The sequence below is a fragment of the Sphingobium sp. SYK-6 genome (assembly GCF_000283515.1).
Taxonomy (GTDB): domain Bacteria; phylum Pseudomonadota; class Alphaproteobacteria; order Sphingomonadales; family Sphingomonadaceae; genus Sphingobium; species Sphingobium lignivorans.
Map to the genome: position 1 here is coordinate 2066404 of NC_015976.1, position 15618 is coordinate 2082021.

General features: G+C 59.7%; 12 protein-coding genes. 5 read left to right on the top strand and 7 right to left on the bottom strand.

All coding sequences use genetic code 11. From position 1 onward, the window contains the following. Positions 1 to 9 precede the first annotated feature (9 nt). The gene (locus SLG_RS09255) at positions 10 to 2139 is read right to left on the bottom strand and encodes a hydantoinase/oxoprolinase family protein (protein WP_014076198.1); all 2130 of its coding nucleotides are present in this window, start codon (positions 2137 to 2139) and stop codon (positions 10 to 12) included. 188 nt (positions 2140 to 2327) lie between these two features. On the opposite strand from SLG_RS09255, the gene SLG_RS09260 reads away from it, so the two are divergent. The 3 genes from SLG_RS09260 to SLG_RS09270 all read left to right on the top strand — a co-directional run bounded on the left by SLG_RS09260 (position 2328) and on the right by SLG_RS09270 (position 5894). Then, the gene (locus tag SLG_RS09260; RefSeq protein WP_051003730.1) at positions 2328 to 3122 is read left to right on the top strand and encodes an SDR family NAD(P)-dependent oxidoreductase; all 795 of its coding nucleotides are present in this window, start codon (positions 2328 to 2330) and stop codon (positions 3120 to 3122) included. Between the two features lie 47 nt (positions 3123 to 3169). Further along, complete coding sequence (locus SLG_RS09265) at positions 3170 to 4093, top strand: nuclear transport factor 2 family protein (protein WP_158512704.1); 924 nt, start codon at positions 3170 to 3172, stop codon at positions 4091 to 4093. Between the two features lie 514 nt (positions 4094 to 4607). Then, positions 4608 to 5894 carry an MFS transporter gene (locus tag SLG_RS09270; RefSeq protein WP_158512705.1) on the top strand — a complete coding sequence of 429 codons (1287 nt, stop codon included), beginning with the start codon at positions 4608 to 4610 and terminating at the stop codon, positions 5892 to 5894. A 71-nt stretch (positions 5895 to 5965) separates the two neighbouring features. On the opposite strand, the gene SLG_RS09275 is transcribed toward SLG_RS09270, so the two are convergent. Beyond that, positions 5966 to 6658 carry a pentapeptide repeat-containing protein gene (locus SLG_RS09275; RefSeq protein WP_041391866.1) on the bottom strand — a complete coding sequence of 231 codons (693 nt, stop codon included), beginning with the start codon at positions 6656 to 6658 and terminating at the stop codon, positions 5966 to 5968. Positions 6659 to 7028: 370 nt separating this feature from the next. Between SLG_RS09275 and SLG_RS09280 the strand changes: the two genes are divergently transcribed. Then, on the top strand, positions 7029 to 9371 hold the full coding sequence (locus SLG_RS09280; protein WP_014076203.1) for a TonB-dependent receptor: 2343 nt from the start codon (positions 7029 to 7031) through the stop codon (positions 9369 to 9371). Positions 9372 to 10348: 977 nt separating this feature from the next. On the opposite strand, the gene SLG_RS09285 is transcribed toward SLG_RS09280, so the two are convergent. Genes SLG_RS09285 through SLG_RS09305 form a run of 5 tightly spaced genes read right to left on the bottom strand, consistent with a single transcriptional unit; the run spans position 10349 to position 14340 of the window. After that, positions 10349 to 11611: an NAD(P)/FAD-dependent oxidoreductase gene (locus tag SLG_RS09285; RefSeq protein ID WP_014076204.1), complete on the bottom strand. Its 1263-nt coding sequence runs from the start codon at positions 11609 to 11611 to the stop codon at positions 10349 to 10351. A 5-nt stretch (positions 11612 to 11616) separates the two neighbouring features. Continuing rightward, positions 11617 to 11934, bottom strand: a complete 318-nt coding sequence (locus tag SLG_RS09290) for a 2Fe-2S iron-sulfur cluster-binding protein (RefSeq protein WP_014076205.1) — start codon at positions 11932 to 11934, stop codon at positions 11617 to 11619. Between the two features lie 14 nt (positions 11935 to 11948). Further along, on the bottom strand, positions 11949 to 12785 hold the full coding sequence (gene fghA, locus SLG_RS09295; RefSeq protein ID WP_014076206.1) for an S-formylglutathione hydrolase: 837 nt from the start codon (positions 12783 to 12785) through the stop codon (positions 11949 to 11951). 21 nt (positions 12786 to 12806) lie between these two features. Further along, positions 12807 to 13199: a VOC family protein gene (locus tag SLG_RS09300; RefSeq protein WP_014076207.1), complete on the bottom strand. Its 393-nt coding sequence runs from the start codon at positions 13197 to 13199 to the stop codon at positions 12807 to 12809. A 28-nt stretch (positions 13200 to 13227) separates the two neighbouring features. After that, positions 13228 to 14340, bottom strand: coding sequence for an S-(hydroxymethyl)glutathione dehydrogenase/class III alcohol dehydrogenase (locus SLG_RS09305; RefSeq protein ID WP_014076208.1), 1113 nt, complete (start codon positions 14338 to 14340; stop codon positions 13228 to 13230). Positions 14341 to 14466: 126 nt separating this feature from the next. Here SLG_RS09305 and SLG_RS09310 point away from each other — a divergent pair, with 126 nt between their 5' ends. Then, positions 14467 to 15558 carry an aromatic ring-hydroxylating dioxygenase subunit alpha gene (locus SLG_RS09310; RefSeq protein ID WP_014076209.1) on the top strand — a complete coding sequence of 364 codons (1092 nt, stop codon included), beginning with the start codon at positions 14467 to 14469 and terminating at the stop codon, positions 15556 to 15558. Positions 15559 to 15618: the final 60 nt, after the last annotated feature.

The following is a 15618-nucleotide window of genomic DNA, read 5'->3' on the forward strand; positions in this document are numbered from 1 at the left end:
GGCGTCAAATCAGTTGCGACGTTCATCGCGGACCTCCAACAAATTGATATCTCCACGCCAGCGCGCCGTCCAACCTGGTGGTATGACGACGGAGGTATAGTTGCCGGTGACAATGGCGGGGCCGGCCACGCCCGCCGGTTCACGCGCCGCCGCGAATGTTGCGACCTCCGCGTCATATTCGACGCCGTCGATCCACAGCAGAACAGTATGGCCAAGACCGTTCTCGCCCCCATCTCGGTCACCGGCCCGTTGGCGCATCGGATTATCGGCCGCGATAGGTCGGGCCGCACGGGTCACCGCAGCCGTCAACTCGATCAGATTGTTCGCATCGGATGCGCCGACGCCATAGCGCCGTTCATAGGCTTGCGTGAAGGCGGCGCCCAGATCGACATCCTCATGCACCGGGATGCGCAACTCCTTGGCCTGTTGGTTGTAGCGCAACTCGGCAAAGCGCTCAAATCGAATGCCTTTCCCATCTTCCCGTTCCAGCTCGACCCGCATTTCCTCTTCCATCTGCCGATAGACGTCATTCAGCCAGTTCGCCTCGACGGGAAGCGTGGCATGGATCGAACGCGTCTTCACGCCGCCCTCCCGCGCGCCCAGCATCCCATAGGCAGAAAAGGCCGAGGCGAGCTCCGGCACCAGGAAACGGGTCACACCGAGCTCGCCGCAGAATGCCCCCGCATATTGCGCGCCGGCGCCGCCATAGACCAGCGGCACCGCGCGGCGCGGATCGACCGACCGCTCGATGCAGGCCTTGCGGATCAGATCCGCCATCTGCGCCGAAGCGATGCGCAACACCGCCGCCGCGGCCGACTTCGCCGTCATGCCGGCCGGGCCGGCGATGGCGCGCTCGAGCGCGGCCCGCGCATGCGAAACCGATAGCGCGATACCGTTGGGCATGCGCGAATTCGGCGGCAGCCAGCCTGCCACCAACGCAGCGTCGGTCAGAGTCGGCTCCGCGCCACCGCGCTGATAGCAGGCGGGCCCCGGATCGCCGCCCGCGCTCCGTGGGCCGACGTGGATCAGTCCCAGTTCCTGATCGAAACTCGCCATCGAGCCCCCGCCCGTCCCGATCGAAGCGATCTCGAACGTCGGGACCGCGACGTTCAGCCTTTCGATGACCGGATGCTGGTTCCACTGAACATTGCCGTCATGGATGACGGTGACGTCCAGGCTCGTACCGCCCAGGTCGGCGCAGAGCAGCAATGGCAATTCATCGGGCGCATCGGTTGTCAGCGCCCGCGCGCCCACAACTCCGCCGATCGGACCCGAAAACAAGCTCGGGACCGCATTGCGGCCGACTTGCTCGACGCGTTCGAGATCACCCCAGGCTCGCGTCATCAGGATCCGCCCGGCGAAACCGCGGCGCCGCAATTCGCCGTCCAATGCGTCCAGATAGCTATCGGCGATACCGCCGATATAGGCGTTCAGCGCACAGGTCGCGAACCGCTCATATTCGCCGACCATGGTCGACAGGTCGGACGAGCAGGTGATCCGCGCACCGGGTATCACCTCGGCGATCACGCGCGCGGCCGCCTGCTCGTTCGCTGGATTGACGCACGACCAGAGAAAATTGACAGCGAATGCGGTCACACCCTGATCGCGCAACCTTTGCGCCGCAAGGCGCACTTCCTCTACATCGACTGGCTTTACGATATCACCGGCCGCGTCGATCCGTTCGCGAATCCCTTCAATCAGATTCTTGTCCCGAAACAGCGCAGATTTGTTCAGCTTTGCGAGATCGGTCCGCTCCCACTCGGCAAGACCGGCGACCTTCTGGTGCACGCGGCCGATCGAAAGCGTATCCTCAAAGCCGGCCGTAGTCAGGATTCCGACGGTTGCGCCAGCACCGGTGAGCGTGGCGTTGAGCATCGCGGTGGTCCCATGCGCCAGCACCGATGTTCGCGCCAATACATCATCCAGGCCTCCGATATCCCGCGCCGCGTCCTCGATCGCCGCCACGATGCCGTGCCAAAGCCTGCCCGGCGTCGACAATGCCTTGCCGATCACCAATCCATGCGGTCCGGCGATGGCACAGTCGGTGAAGGTGCCGCCTGTGTCGGTCCCGATAAGCAGTGGCCCCTGCCATGCAACGCTGGATTGGTGAGGGCTTGAAACGGTCATTTCGATCGCCATGGTAACTCTTTGCACAAGGGATGTGGGGCTTCTCCGGCGGGCTGACTCGCGAGCGGCGGAAGCTTGGCTTGTATAGGAATGGGTCTGTTGGTATGTCAACTAAAGTTGGTGCGTTGCCTTGCTGCGCTGCCGGCACGAGAACCGCGCCAATCACATGAATATCGTTTCGGGGAGGAATTATGGTCACAATGAAAAAGGCGCTGGTCACTGGCTCGTCATCGGGGATCGGCGCCGCCTTTGCAGCGCACCTCGCAAGACAGGGAAGCGACCTGGTCCTGGTGGCCCGGCGCCAGGATCGACTGGAGACGCTCGCCGAGCGCCTTCGCGGCGAAACGGGCGTGTCAGTGGAGGTTTTGAAGGCCGATCTTGCTGATCCAACGGACTTGCATCGCATCGAGGAACGGATCGAGCAGGGCGACGACATCGATCTCCTGGTCAACAACGCCGGCATTGGCGATATCGCACATTTTGTCGATCAAGAACGCGATACGCACGAGCGGATGATTGCAGTGAACGTCCTCGCGCTCACACGCCTCAGCCATGCCGCCATTCCCGGAATGGTGGAGCGCGGCGGAGGCACCATCATCAATGTCGCCTCGGGTTTTGCTTTCGACTACATGCCCGGCGCCTCGGTCTATGCCGCGACCAAATCCTACGTCGCCCAACTGACCCATGTGCTTGACGCGGAACTGCGCGAAAAAGGAATGCGCTTCCAGGCGCTGGTGCCCGGTCTCACGCGCACCGAGCTTGGCGGCGACGCGGAATTTTTCGATATGTTCCCGCCGGAGCATGTGATGTCGCCAGAGGTCCTGGTCGAGGTTTCGCTCGCCAGTCTCGAGTTAGGCGAACGCGTCTGCATCCCGCGCCTCGCAGACATTGGGGAATGGGAACGCGCCCATGCCGCAATCAGGGCGGTCGGCAAAAGCCCGCCACATAACCAGGTGGCGCCGCGATATGGCCTGGATCAGCAATCGGCGGGGTGACACTCATGACGGTATCGGCATCTCCTCTCTTGCTTGCGTTGCTACCATTGACGCTGGCGCTCTCCGGGCAGGCTGGCGCTCCCCCTCAGGCTCAGGACCAGTCCGCGCATACAACCAGCAATCTGACCGAATCCACACGCGCAGTCGCTCATGGCTTTCTGGAACAAATGTTCGTGATTGGCGACATGCGCGGCGCCTATGACCGCTTCGTCGACCCGAATTTCATTCAGCATAATCCCGAGATCGGCGACGGCATCGTCGCGCATCGGGCATTCTTTGCCGAGAAGGCGAAGTTGGCGGGAAATACGGGCAGCTGGGCGAACGTCAACAATATCCTCCTGGTCGATGGTGATCTGTTCGCGCTGCATCATCATGTTTTCACAGGCCCAAAGGATTCCGGACGGGTGTTCGTGGACATATGGCGCGTCAGGGACGGACGGATCGTCGAGCATTGGGACGTGATCCAGCCCATCCCTGCCCAACAGGCACACCGCAATGGGATGGCGTGCGGGAAAGGCGAGGACTATGCGAGTGCCCGCGCGATAGGCAACACATTGGCAAAACCGACATGCGGCCTACCCGATCCGTCGTCATCGCGGAGCGCTTCACTCAAAGTGATCGACAGCTATGCGGGCGCGCTCCGCAAAGGGGATGTTCGCGCCGCTACAGAGACGTGGCTTTCTCCAGACTATCGTCAGCACAGCCCCATGGTCGGCGATGGCGTCCAGGGCGCACTCGACTTTCTGCTGGCCGAATTCGGCAAGGGTGTGAGCGCCATGCCCAAGATGGGGGCGATTCGAACCATCGCCGAGGGCGATTATGTGATGCATCATCGGTTGACCACCTACGCCGATGGTCGCGAAACCGCGAATGTCGATATCTTCAGGATTGGCGTCGGGAGGATCAACGAGCATTGGGATCTGAAGCAGCCAGTCCCGGATGAGGCCGCCAATCGTAACGGAATGTGGTAAGACTGACCGCTATTCGAAACACCTTGTTCACTTATTCCCTGCGCTAACGTGCACCGTTTTCTGGCACGCGATAAGTGCTACCGGGTCTGCACACAGCTCGCCATAAGCCCATAAAATTCGTCCGCGAAAGCCGCAACCGACATCTCGCATCGCTTCGTCATGGTTCGCACTTCCCGCGTGCTTCGGCTGTCTACCGTCTGCATCCGGCCGCGCGCGCTGGCTCCTTGCGCTCGCGCGATGCATCAGCGGCGACACCGATGCTGCATATCAGCTAACGATACCAGATAATATTTTGCATTATAGACGGGCCGCCCCGGATTGATATAGGTCCTGCATCTGGCGCCCGCTTTCAGGGCAGCCTGGCGGGGAAAACATCCGCAGGACGGCATGCATCGATCAGGATGGCATAGGAGAGGCAGAAAACATGGTCCCATCAATAGCCTCGATGGATGCATCGGACTCCGGAGATGGAGGTCGATGGACTGCTTTGCAGGTGCGTTTGATGGCTACGGTCATGCTGATCAACGTGATCGACGGCATCGACTATCAATTGCTCGCCGTCAGCCTTTCGACAATCGCGCGCGAATGGAATGAACCCGCCGAAGCGTTCCGCATTGCGATGACGGCAGGATTTTTCGGCGCCGCATTGAGCACTCCGATCGGGGGCTGGCTAGGGGACCGCATCGGCCGAAAACGCGCAATCATTCTGGGTGTGCTTTTGTTCAGCACATTCACCACGTCGATGGGTCTGTGCCGAACAATCCCGCAGCTCATCATCGCGCGCTTCATCAGCGGATTCGGTCTTGGTATCTGCCTGCCTCCGATGCTGGCGCTTGTAGTGGAAACTGCACGTCCCCGCCAACGCGGCACAGTCGTGTCCCTGACCATGCTGAGCAGCCCCCTGGGAATCGCGCTCGCGGGCTTACTCGCCCCTGTGATCATCCCTGCATATGGCTGGCGAATGTTGTTCGTTATCTGCGGCTCCGCGGCGATCGGAATTGGGCTGATCGCGATGGCGGCGCTTATAGAATCTCCCGTCTGGTTGTTGCGCTCGGCGAGCAATCACAGCCGCGCCAAAGCCCTTGCCCAGAGCCTCGGCATTGCGCTTTCTTCGTCTCGGCAAGGCGACGGGGAAGCATCCCGAAGGTCTCCAATCCGGGCTGTCTTTACCGCCGCGCGTCCCTTATCGCTTTTCGCACTCTTCGCGGCGATGTTCTCGATCTATGTAACGATGAGCATTGTCCTGAGCTGGTTGCCTGCTTTCCTGGCCATGAGGCAATTTCCGTTACAATTGTCCAGTACCGTAATCTCCGCCTGGAGCGTCGCAGGCATTGCCGGAACTTTGCTGGCCGGTTTGGCTATAACCCTGCTCGGGATGGCGCGGGGCGTCGGCTATATTCTGTTCGGGACCGCCCTTGCGCTCGTCCTGACCGGTGCTGTTACAACCTTCGTCGATCCCAGAGTCGGCACTGGCGTTACGGTGTTTTTTGCTTTCGTCGCGCTTTCGGGCATGGGTGTGAGCGCAACGATCACTGCGCTGTTTGCCGCCGCAACTGAAGCCTTTCCGACGGATGCCCGCGCGACCGGTGTGGGCATCATATCCCTTTCCGGCAAGATCGGCGGGATTGCCGGCGCGGCGCTTGGCTCGTTCACGCTCACATTCACAGCTATATCGAGCTTCTTCTGGACGGCCGGTGCCGTCGCACTGCTGGCTTGGATCATGTTCGCATTGCACCTCGCCAGTCGCGGAACGCCAAGGGTATCTGAGCCGTCCAATCTCGAATCACAACGTTCGATCTGAGTTGGAAACAAATCGCACGTCCTGGCGGGTGCCTCGGGAACGACATCCGTTCACTTCGGGACGTGCATGCATCAACGCACGTTCAGTCCCAACTCGCTCAGGAGCTGACCCGCCTGCTCGCGTGAAATGGTGGCGCCGCGAAACAGATTCGCGTCGACAAGCCGCAAGCCGCCCAGATCAGCGCCGCGCAGATCAGCCCCCTCAAACCGCGAGCCGGTCATGATCGCCTCGCGCAAACTGCACTCTTCGAAGATCGTGGCCCGAAAATCGCACTTCCGCAGGTCAGCGTGGCTGAAGTCGATCTTTTTCAAGACCTTCTTGCGGAAAGAGTAGCCCGGCAGCTTGGCGTGGATCAACAAGCTTTCCTCGAAGCGGACGTCGAGCCCTTTCGCTTCCGAAAGGTCCGCACCCGTCAGTTTGCATCGCTCGAATATCGCGGTTGCGAGGATCGACCGCCGTAGAACGCAATTGTTGAGGTCGCTTGCGATGAAGGTTGCGTCGCTCAGATCGCTTCCGACGAATTGGGCGAGCGCCGCGCGACAAGATCGCCAGGCCGTACTTTCCAGCCTCGAGCCAGTGAAGTCGCCTCGCCGCAAGTTGCAGCGCTCGAATGTCCAGCGCGATAGGTCCAGCCCGCTCAGGTCAGCATCCTCAAGATCGCAATCGATCAGATGGGACGGTGACGAGGTCGCGAGCAAGCACTCAATGTCGGCTCGCGTTAGCGCCCTATCGCGAACAGAGCGATCGGAAAACAGATCATCCATCTGGAGCTGGTAACCCGGTCCGGCGGCGTTTTCCATAACATCCGTGCAGTGACGGCTCACAAGGAGCGATGGCGGAAATCGGTGAAATCCGCAAAGGCCATGAAGGCCACAATCCTGCCGGCAAAAAAACCATCGTCAAACTCTTTCGATGCAAGCGTCCGTCGACGGATCCGCCCTGGCCCGGGCCGTACCGGACATTCGGGCGATCCATCCTCGCTTACACGGGGCGAGCGGTTGTAGCATGAACTGTAACACGATTGTGCTATACTATCTTGCATTTTCATTGGCGCTCATTTACCCCCCAAACCAGCTTGGCAGCGCAAGAACTTGCTCGGCGACAACGGAACCCGGTGCATTGGGGAGGATGATCATGAAGACAAAATTCTACGGCACATCGCGCCTACAGGTAAAAAAGGCGCTACGTCGCGGCGGCGCTGCGTTCGCGCTCCTCTTGAGCGGCGTATCCCTTCCGGCTCTGGCGCAGGACGCCGGACAGTCCAGCCCACAGGATACCGCCTCTTCGACCGGTATTGCCGATATCATTGTCACCGCGTCGCGGCGAGCCGAGAATCTTCAGAAGGAATCTCGTGCCATTTCCGTGGTCGGCGCCGAACAGCTTGCCCGACAGGGTGTAACGGGCGCGGAAGCGGTTCAGGATCTCGTTCCCGGCCTCACCATTGCGCGCAATGGCCCGCAGCTTCAGGTATCCATTCGCGGCGTTGGCGACCGCACAATCAATGCCTCCACGGATCCGGCCATCGCTATCAATGTCGACGGCATCTACTATCCTAAATCCTTCGAGGCGAATGCTTCATTCTTCGATCTGGAGCGCGTCGAGGTTCTGAAAGGCCCTCAGGGCACACTGTACGGCCGTAACGCATCATCCGGCGCGATCAATCTGATCACCGCGAAGCCCAAGTTCGAAACAAGCGGCTTTGCCGAGGTTGAAATCGGCAACTATGGCAATCAACGGGGTACGGCGGCGATCAACACGTCTTTCGGCGACGCGGTGGCAGTCAGACTTTCCGGCCAAATCGTCGATCGCGAAGGCTATCTCACCGATGGCTTGAATGACGATAAGAGCAAGGCTGTACGGCTTCAGGTTTTGATCGCGCCGACCGACGTCACCTCTCTGCTGCTGACCGGTTTCTACGCCCATATCGGCGGCAAGGGATCGAGTGGCGTGATCGCGCGCAGATTTGGCAGCACCCCGTCTACGTCGCCTGTGCCCGACCCCAGCAATCCTTGGGCAGGACCGACCGATCCAAGAACGCAGGCCCGCATCAACGCAACGAATCCTGGTTATCAGACGATCGTCGAGAACAACTCGTTCCAGGACATCGACATCTACAGCATGTCGGCACAGTTCCAGCATAATATGGACTGGGGATCGCTGACGGTGATCCCGAGCTATGTCGGCGCCCGTCTGGAGGGCCTGAATTACGCGGCCCTGGTGGTCCCCACCTATCAGAAATCCACGAGCGATCAGCTTTCTATCGAAGCGCGGCTCTCCTCGCGCGAAGGTAGCCCCATCCAGTGGGTCGTGGGCGGCTTTGCTTCGTCGGAGGACGTCGACGACCAATATCAGAGCCGAATTCCCTACAGCCCGGCACCTGCATTTGGATCGTTCGCACTCGTGAGCGTCAGCCCGCATCGCGATGACCGGACATGGGCCGTATTCGGCGAAACCAACGCTTCCGTGACGGACACCCTTCGTCTTATCGCCGGTGCCCGATATACATGGGAAAAGAAGATCGTCCGCGGGTTCACCAATCCCATATTCGCACCGATTCCGCAGTTTCCGATCGAGGAAACAGACGCGGCTTTCCCTGCGCGATCCAGTCCCGGCAGCATATCGGTCGACGGGCAAAGCGTCGACAAAGCGTTCAACTTCCGGCTTGGAGCGGAATATGACGTAGCGCCCCGCTCCATGCTTTATGCCACGGTCTCCACCGGGTTCAAAGCGGGAGGCTTCTATGCCAACGTCGCACCCGACAATGCATATGCTCCGGAGAAGCTGACCTCCTATCAGGTCGGAATGAAGAACCGATTCTTCGACAATCGACTGCAGCTAAACGTTGAGGGCTTCTATTGGGACTATAAGGACAAGCAGGAATCCTTCCTCGCCTTGCTCCCGATCGGCAATGTCCTGGTGACCCAAAACGCCGGCAAGGTCTCCATGTATGGCTTTGATGCATCGGCGATCGTTCAAATTAGTGAAAACGATGTCCTGTCTGGAGAGGTGGAATATCTTCACAGCAAATATGACAGATACGTCTACACTTATACCGGCGCACCCGACACAACCGTGAATTGCGGCACGATTGTCAATGGATCTGAGACAACGCGTGATTGTAGCGGCTACCCGCTGGTCCGCGCACCCAAATGGTCCGGCCGGGTCGGCTATGAGCGAACGCAACCGTTACCTGGCCTGGGGAAACTTGTCTTCAATGCGCAGATGACTTTCTCATCTCCGTATTTCGTCGCGAATAACTTTAGCGCGTTGACGCGAACGAAGGCCTATCAACTTTATGATGCATCACTGACTTGGGCATCGGAGAATGATCGTTTCTCGGTGACCGGTTTCATCAAGAATATCGGCAATACTCCAGTCTATCAGGGCGGCGTCGTGTCGGCATCGTTGCAAGATGCGCTGGTCGGCATGATCGGAGCACCGCGAACCTATGGGGTGCGCTTCAGAGCTGGCTTTTAAGCCGATATTTCGAGCTGACCGGGCGACATGGTCCTTATGACCGCCGGTCGCTGATAAAAACAGGACCAGGCATAGCGAACTATCGCTATGCCTGGTCCTACGTTCCGTTGGCGATAGCAGCGCATTATCCCGTTTGTAATAACCCTATCTTCTGCGCACGTTTGCAGACTCAAGGGGCTGGTGACCCCTGAGCTGAGAAAGGTGCTCACCGGGCCATCGAGGCTGAACCTGGTGGGCCTACGTCAGCCCAGTGCTGATCGCCTTCTTCAGCTGCAGTAAGCCCTCATGGCGAGCGCCGCCGCCACCTGATCGATCAGCAACTCCAAGCCAACGTTACCGAGGCATGATCTCTTCACAAAGATAGCCGCGGCTAGGTGGAGAACCGCCGCCCTCTTCGGCTCAACGATCTGCTGTCCTGGAATAGACGTGGCCCCAACGCCGCCTGACTTCCGCCTTTCCGAATGAAGAGGCGATAAAGACAACCTCATCACGCGGTCTTATCACCTTGATCAGAACGACCGCAGTGGCATTGATCATTGGATTGGGGATGAGATCCTTTTCGTAGAGCCGGCCCACCAAGTCAGAAGCTGACGATCTCCCACAGCGCGAGAATCATCAACGCCAAAACTGCCTCGTCGATTAGACCGACGTCAACCTGCGGATCACCGATCGCTGAGTCAGTTGGGGCCAGGACGCACTCCGAAACCAAAAGAGCCGTAGCCGATGTCGCGTTCAACTTTCAGGTGACGATAAGCCTCAGACTGGCCGGCGCATCGGCTAAGGCATCTGAAAAGCCAAACGTGCTGTTCCGAACCGCCGTTCCGAGCTGAAGATCATTCTCATCTTCGTTGACCGACAAACGCAACACACCGTCGTTATCAAGAGAAACATGACATCGCCCGCAAAGAAAACATTCGCTACAGGCGTCAGAATCCCTCGATGCCCAGCTCAAGGAACCCTATGGCCCCGGTTGTTGGTCAAAGCACTTCGACACCCGGTTGCCTATCCTGCGCTTCGACCACCAGTTCCTTCAAGGCTATAGTCGTATCGGCAAGGCTTGTCGCGCCAACACGGGCCCTCTGGATGACGAGAGCCTTACCTTGGACATAGTCCTTGACCTGATTGACACAGTCGAGTGCGATTACGGCGCCATCCTTCAGGTAGATGACCGAAAAGCTTCGGGAGGCAGGATCGCCCCGCACAACCGTGTCGTCGTAACCCGTCGAAAGCCCCACGGTCTGGAGTTTGAGGTCATATTGATTGGACCAGAACCAGGGAACCGCATGATAAGGACGGGGCTCTCCGACAATCGCCTGCGCGACGGTTTTGGCCATATCGTTGGCGTTTTGAACGGATTCAAGGCGGATGCGGGCACCCCCTGCGAAGACATTCGCGTGCGCCGCGCAATCGCCGATCGCATAGACATCCGGCAGGCTCGTCTGGCAATTAACTTCGACTTCGACGCCATTGCCACCTTTGGCGCCGCAGGCGAGCAGGGGCTCCACAGCGGGAACGACGCCGACGCCGACGATCACCATGTCGGCGGGAATAACCTCTCCGTTCGCCAGTCGCACTGCCTTGACCTCGCCGCCCTCCCCTTCGAGCGCGTCAACCTGCACATCGGTGCGTAAATCGACACCATGAGCACGATGTTCGGCCTCGTAGAAAGCGGAAAGGGCTGGTCCAGCCACACGGGCCAATACGCGCGGCTGAGCCTCAAGTACTGTCACCTCGCAGCCCAATTTGGTCAGGACTGCTGCAGCTTCCAGGCCGATATATCCGCCGCCGATGACGACAACACGCACCAGGCCCGCGTCCAGGCGGGTCATCATCTGGTCCACATCTGCGCGATCTCTGATCGTATAGACGCCGGAGAGATCCGCACCAGTACATCCTAGCCTGCGCGGGTCCCCGCCCGTAGCCCAGATGAGCTTGCCGTATTGAACCTGCCCGCCGTCGGCGAAATCGACGCGATGGGCCACCGGATCAACCGAGACCGCCGCCCTCCCCAGGACGAGATCAATGTTCTTGTCTCGCCAAAAGCCTGGCGGTCTGAGGTAGAGCCGTTCGAAGGTCTTCTCCCGCGCGAGATATTCCTTGCTGAGAGGAGGCCGCTCATAGGGCGGCTCGCTGTCCCGTCCGACCATCAGGATCGAGCCGGAGAACCCCATTTGCCGCAAAGAGATCGCGGCCTGGGCTCCACCATGACCTGCCCCAACAATGACGATGTCGGCCTTCATTACCCTTAGTCTTCCGGAGCGATGGTTGCTTCAAGGCCATCCAGTTCGTCGCCGATGACGATCTGGCACGAGAGTCGCGATGCAGCGGTCCGATGGCTCGAACTGTCCAGCAGATCATCCTCATCCGCGCTCATCGCGGGAAGTTTGGGCAAATAGGCGAGCTCGACATAGACGTGACAGGTGGCGCAAGAGAGACACCCCCCGCACAGCGCAAGCAACTCGTCGATGCCATGATCGCGGATAACTTCCATCAGCGACAAACCCGATTTCGCTTCGATAGACTGCTGCGCACCGCCGCGATCCGTGACGACAATTTGAACCATTAACTTGTCCGATCTTACAGCCGAGCAGCGTGCCATTGCAGATGATCGGCCATGAATGTTGAAATGAAATAATAGCTGTGATCATAGCCCGGCTGGAGCCGCAGCGTGAGCGGAATGGCTGCAGCCTTACAGGCATCCCTCAGCAATTCGGGCCTCAGCTGTTCGTGCAGAAACTGATCCGCGTCACCCTGGTCGACCAGCAGATCCGGAATATGGGAGCCGTCTTCGATCAGGGCGACCGCGTCGTGCTTGCGCCACGCCGAAACATCATCTCCCAGATAGCCTCGGAGCGCTTTCTGGCCCCACGGAACCTGAGATGGCGCCGTGATCGGCGAGAAAGCCGAAACCGCGCGGTAACGGTCGGGAAAGGCCAGGCCGATCGTCAGAGCGCCATGACCTCCCATGGAATGTCCCATGATCGATTGCCGTTCGAGGTCGGACGGAAATTCCGACTCGATCACGCGCGGCAACTCTTCGGTCACATAGGACCACATGCGATAATGATGGGAGAAAGGCTCCTGCGTCGCATCGACATAGAAACCCGCGCCAAGACCGAAATCATAGCTGCCGGCTGGATCGTCGGTCACGCCTTCGCCACGCGGCGAGGTGTCAGGGGCCACGAAGATGAGGCCGAGTTCCGCGCATGCTCGCCGGAATTCACCCTTCTCGGTCACATTGGCATGCGTGCAGGTGAGACCTGACAGATACCACACCACCGGCAACTTTTCTCCCGGGGCGCAGTCCGGGACGAAAACGGAAAAGACCATCTCCGTCCCGGTCACCTTCGACTGATGCTTGTAAACGCCTTGTATACCGCCATGACTGCGGTTCGCGCTCAGCTGTTCGATCATGGCGGCAACTGTTCCCGGTTCTTACACGAAGGTGTAGGCACAAACCTTGTTGCCGGCCGGATCGCGCAGATAGGCGGCATAGGCTCCGGGCAGATGGCTGCGCGGTCCGGCCGCGCCTTCGTCCGTTCCGCCATTTTCGAGGCCGGCCGCATAAAAGGCATCGACTTCGGCGGTGCTGGCGGCCGCAAAGCCAACCGTCACGCCGTTGCTGGAAGGCGCTTCGCCGTTGCCGGGACGCGCAATGATGAACGCCGGCTTTTCCTTGCCGTAAAGAATCCATCTATTGCCGAAAGGCCCCAGATTCTGCACTCCGAGGGCACCCAGCGCCGCGTCATAGAACTTCGCCGACGTCTCGACATCCGCCGCGCCAATGAAAACATGCGAGAAGACGCCGTCACCAGAAATCACTGCCATAATATTTCTCCTGTAGCCTTGTTGGAATTCAAAACACCACGACGCTGCGGATGCTCTCACCCTTGTGCATGAGATCGAAACCCTTGTTGATTTCCTCCAGGCTGAGAACATGAGTAATCATGGGATCGATCTCGATCTTGCCGTTCATGTACCAGTCGACGATCTTGGGCACATCGGTGCGTCCCTTCGCCCCGCCGAACGCAGTGCCGCGCCAGTTGCGTCCGGTGACGAGCTGGAACGGGCGCGTACTGATCTCCTTGCCCGCCTCGGCCACACCAACAACGATGCTCGTGCCCCAGCCGCGATGGCAGGCTTCGAGGGCGGTGCGCATCACCTCTGTATTTCCGGTGCAGTCGAAAGTGTAGTCCGCGCCGCCATCGGTGAGGGAGAGGATCTCAGCGACAGTGGCGGCGCGGTCCTTCCCGCGACCATCGACGAAGTCGGTCATGCCGAACCTTCGCCCCCAATCTTCGCGGTCGGGATTGATGTCGACGCCGATGATCTTGCCTGCGCCAGCGAGCTTCGCGCCCTGGATGACGTTGAGGCCGATGCCGCCAAGACCGAAGATGACGACATTGTCGCCAACCTGGACCTTCGCCGTGTTCACGACAGCCCCGACACCGGTGGTCACGCCGCAGCCGACATAGCAACTCGACTGGAACGGCGCGTCCTCGCGAATCTTGGCGACGGCGATCTCGGGCAGCACGGTGAAGTTGGAAAAGGTCGAGCAGCCCATATAATGGAAGATCGGCTGGCCCTTATAGGAAAAGCGTGTGGTGCCGTCCGGCATCAGTCCCTTACCCTGGGTCGCGCGGATCGCGGTGCACAGGTTGGTCTTGCCCGACAGACAGCTTTTGCACTGGCGGCATTCGGGGGTGTAGAGCGGGATGACATGATCGCCCGGCTTCAGGCTGGTGACACCCGGCCCGATCTCGCGCACGATGCCCGCGCCCTCATGCCCAAGCACGCTGGGGAAAATGCCCTCGCTGTCAAAGCCGTCGAGCGTATAGGCATCGGTATGGCAGATACCGGTCGCCTTGATCTCAACCAGAACCTCGCCAGCCTTCGGACCCTCAAGGTCCAGCTCCACAATCTCCAGCGGCTTCTTGACTTCAAACGCTACCGCGGCGCGTGTCTTCATCCCCAAATGCCCCCTCTTCGAAAACTAGCAGGAACCCCGATGGTCCGCAGCGGAACCGTTTCAATCTCGACTCCACAGCCCATAGATTGTATAAATGATCGTTAGTCAAGTGAAGGATAAAGAAGGATGCTGAACTATCTCCGCAACGCCTGGTATGCGTCGGCCTATGCCGACGAAATCGGTGAACGGCCGCTGGCGCGCAAGCTGCTCGATCGCGACATGGTCATCTATCGCGACGCGGAGAAGCAACTCGCCGTTCTCGAAGATAGATGCCCGCATCGATTCGCCCCCTTGTCAGGCGGCAAGGTGATCGAGGGAACGATCCAGTGCCCTTATCACGGCCTGCGGTTCGATCGTACGGGCGCCTGCACCCATAATCCGCATATGAAGGGCGGAGGCCCCCTCAAGGCGGCGTCCGTCGCTGCCTGGCCCGTCCTGGAAAAATATGGCATCGTCTGGATCTGGCCGGGCGATCCAGAGAGAGCGCGCGAGGACGCGCTTCCCAGGATCGACTTTCTCGAACGTCCCAAGGACTTCAGCGTCGTCAAGGGACTGCTTCATGTCCGCGGCCATTATGAACTGGTGGTCGATAACCTGCTCGACCTCAGCCATGCCGCTTATATCCATCCCCAGTTTGCCGGTGGTCAGTATAGCAGTGAAGAGCTGCTGGCCGCGACGAAGCAGAAGCTCGAACGCCGCGAACGCTCCATCGTCAATCATCGCATCCGCAGCGGCCTTGCCGCTCCCGCGGCGCATCAGGCGCTGTTCGGTTTCGATGCGCAAACGCCGGTTCATTCCGAATCGACGATGACCTGGCATCCACCTGCAATGCTCGATTTCGCGGTCGGGAGCTGGATCGACGGGACCCCGAAGGAGGAAGGCGCTCATATCCCGCAGCTTCACTTCATCACGCCGGAGACGGAATTCTCATCGCATTACTTCTTCGTCAACGGCCGCAACCGACGGCTCGGCGATCCGGAGGTCGACAAGGCCCTGCTCGATTTCTTCGACCTCGCCTTTGGCCGGCAGGACGAACCCATGATCGAAATGGTGCAACGGCGGATGGGCAAGATAAGCGACATCAACCTCCTTAACCCGATACTTCTTCCAACGGACGCGGCACCCGTTTCAGCGCGTCGTCTTCTCGCCAAGCTGATCGCCGATGAAGCGGCCCAGGATCTTTCGCGATCGAACGAAGACGCCATCGCGGCGGAATGAGACATTGGGCTGAGACCAGCCATTCCGATAGTTTCGCAGCGCTCTGTGGACGTGCGGAGG

What these genes read in the sequence shown, in the direction of transcription:
- SLG_RS09280 (WP_014076203.1), top strand. Translation starts at nt 7,029, where the DNA reads ATGAAGACAAAATTCTACGGCACATCGCGCCTACAGGTAAAAAAGGCG.
- SLG_RS09255 (WP_014076198.1), bottom strand. Translation starts at nt 2,139, where the DNA reads ATGGCGATCGAAATGACCGTTTCAAGCCCTCACCAATCCAGCGTTGCA.
- SLG_RS09305 (WP_014076208.1), bottom strand. Translation starts at nt 14,340, where the DNA reads ATGAAGACACGCGCCGCGGTAGCGTTTGAAGTCAAGAAGCCGCTGGAG.
- SLG_RS09290 (WP_014076205.1), bottom strand. Translation starts at nt 11,934, where the DNA reads ATGGTTCAAATTGTCGTCACGGATCGCGGCGGTGCGCAGCAGTCTATC.
- SLG_RS09300 (WP_014076207.1), bottom strand. Translation starts at nt 13,199, where the DNA reads ATGGCAGTGATTTCTGGTGACGGCGTCTTCTCGCATGTTTTCATTGGC.
- SLG_RS09275 (WP_041391866.1), bottom strand. Translation starts at nt 6,658, where the DNA reads ATGGATGATCTGTTTTCCGATCGCTCTGTTCGCGATAGGGCGCTAACG.
- SLG_RS09285 (WP_014076204.1), bottom strand. Translation starts at nt 11,611, where the DNA reads ATGAAGGCCGACATCGTCATTGTTGGGGCAGGTCATGGTGGAGCCCAG.
- SLG_RS09270 (WP_158512705.1), top strand. Translation starts at nt 4,608, where the DNA reads ATGCTGATCAACGTGATCGACGGCATCGACTATCAATTGCTCGCCGTC.
- SLG_RS09310 (WP_014076209.1), top strand. Translation starts at nt 14,467, where the DNA reads ATGCTGAACTATCTCCGCAACGCCTGGTATGCGTCGGCCTATGCCGAC.
- SLG_RS09260 (WP_051003730.1), top strand. Translation starts at nt 2,328, where the DNA reads ATGAAAAAGGCGCTGGTCACTGGCTCGTCATCGGGGATCGGCGCCGCC.
- fghA (WP_014076206.1), bottom strand. Translation starts at nt 12,785, where the DNA reads ATGATCGAACAGCTGAGCGCGAACCGCAGTCATGGCGGTATACAAGGC.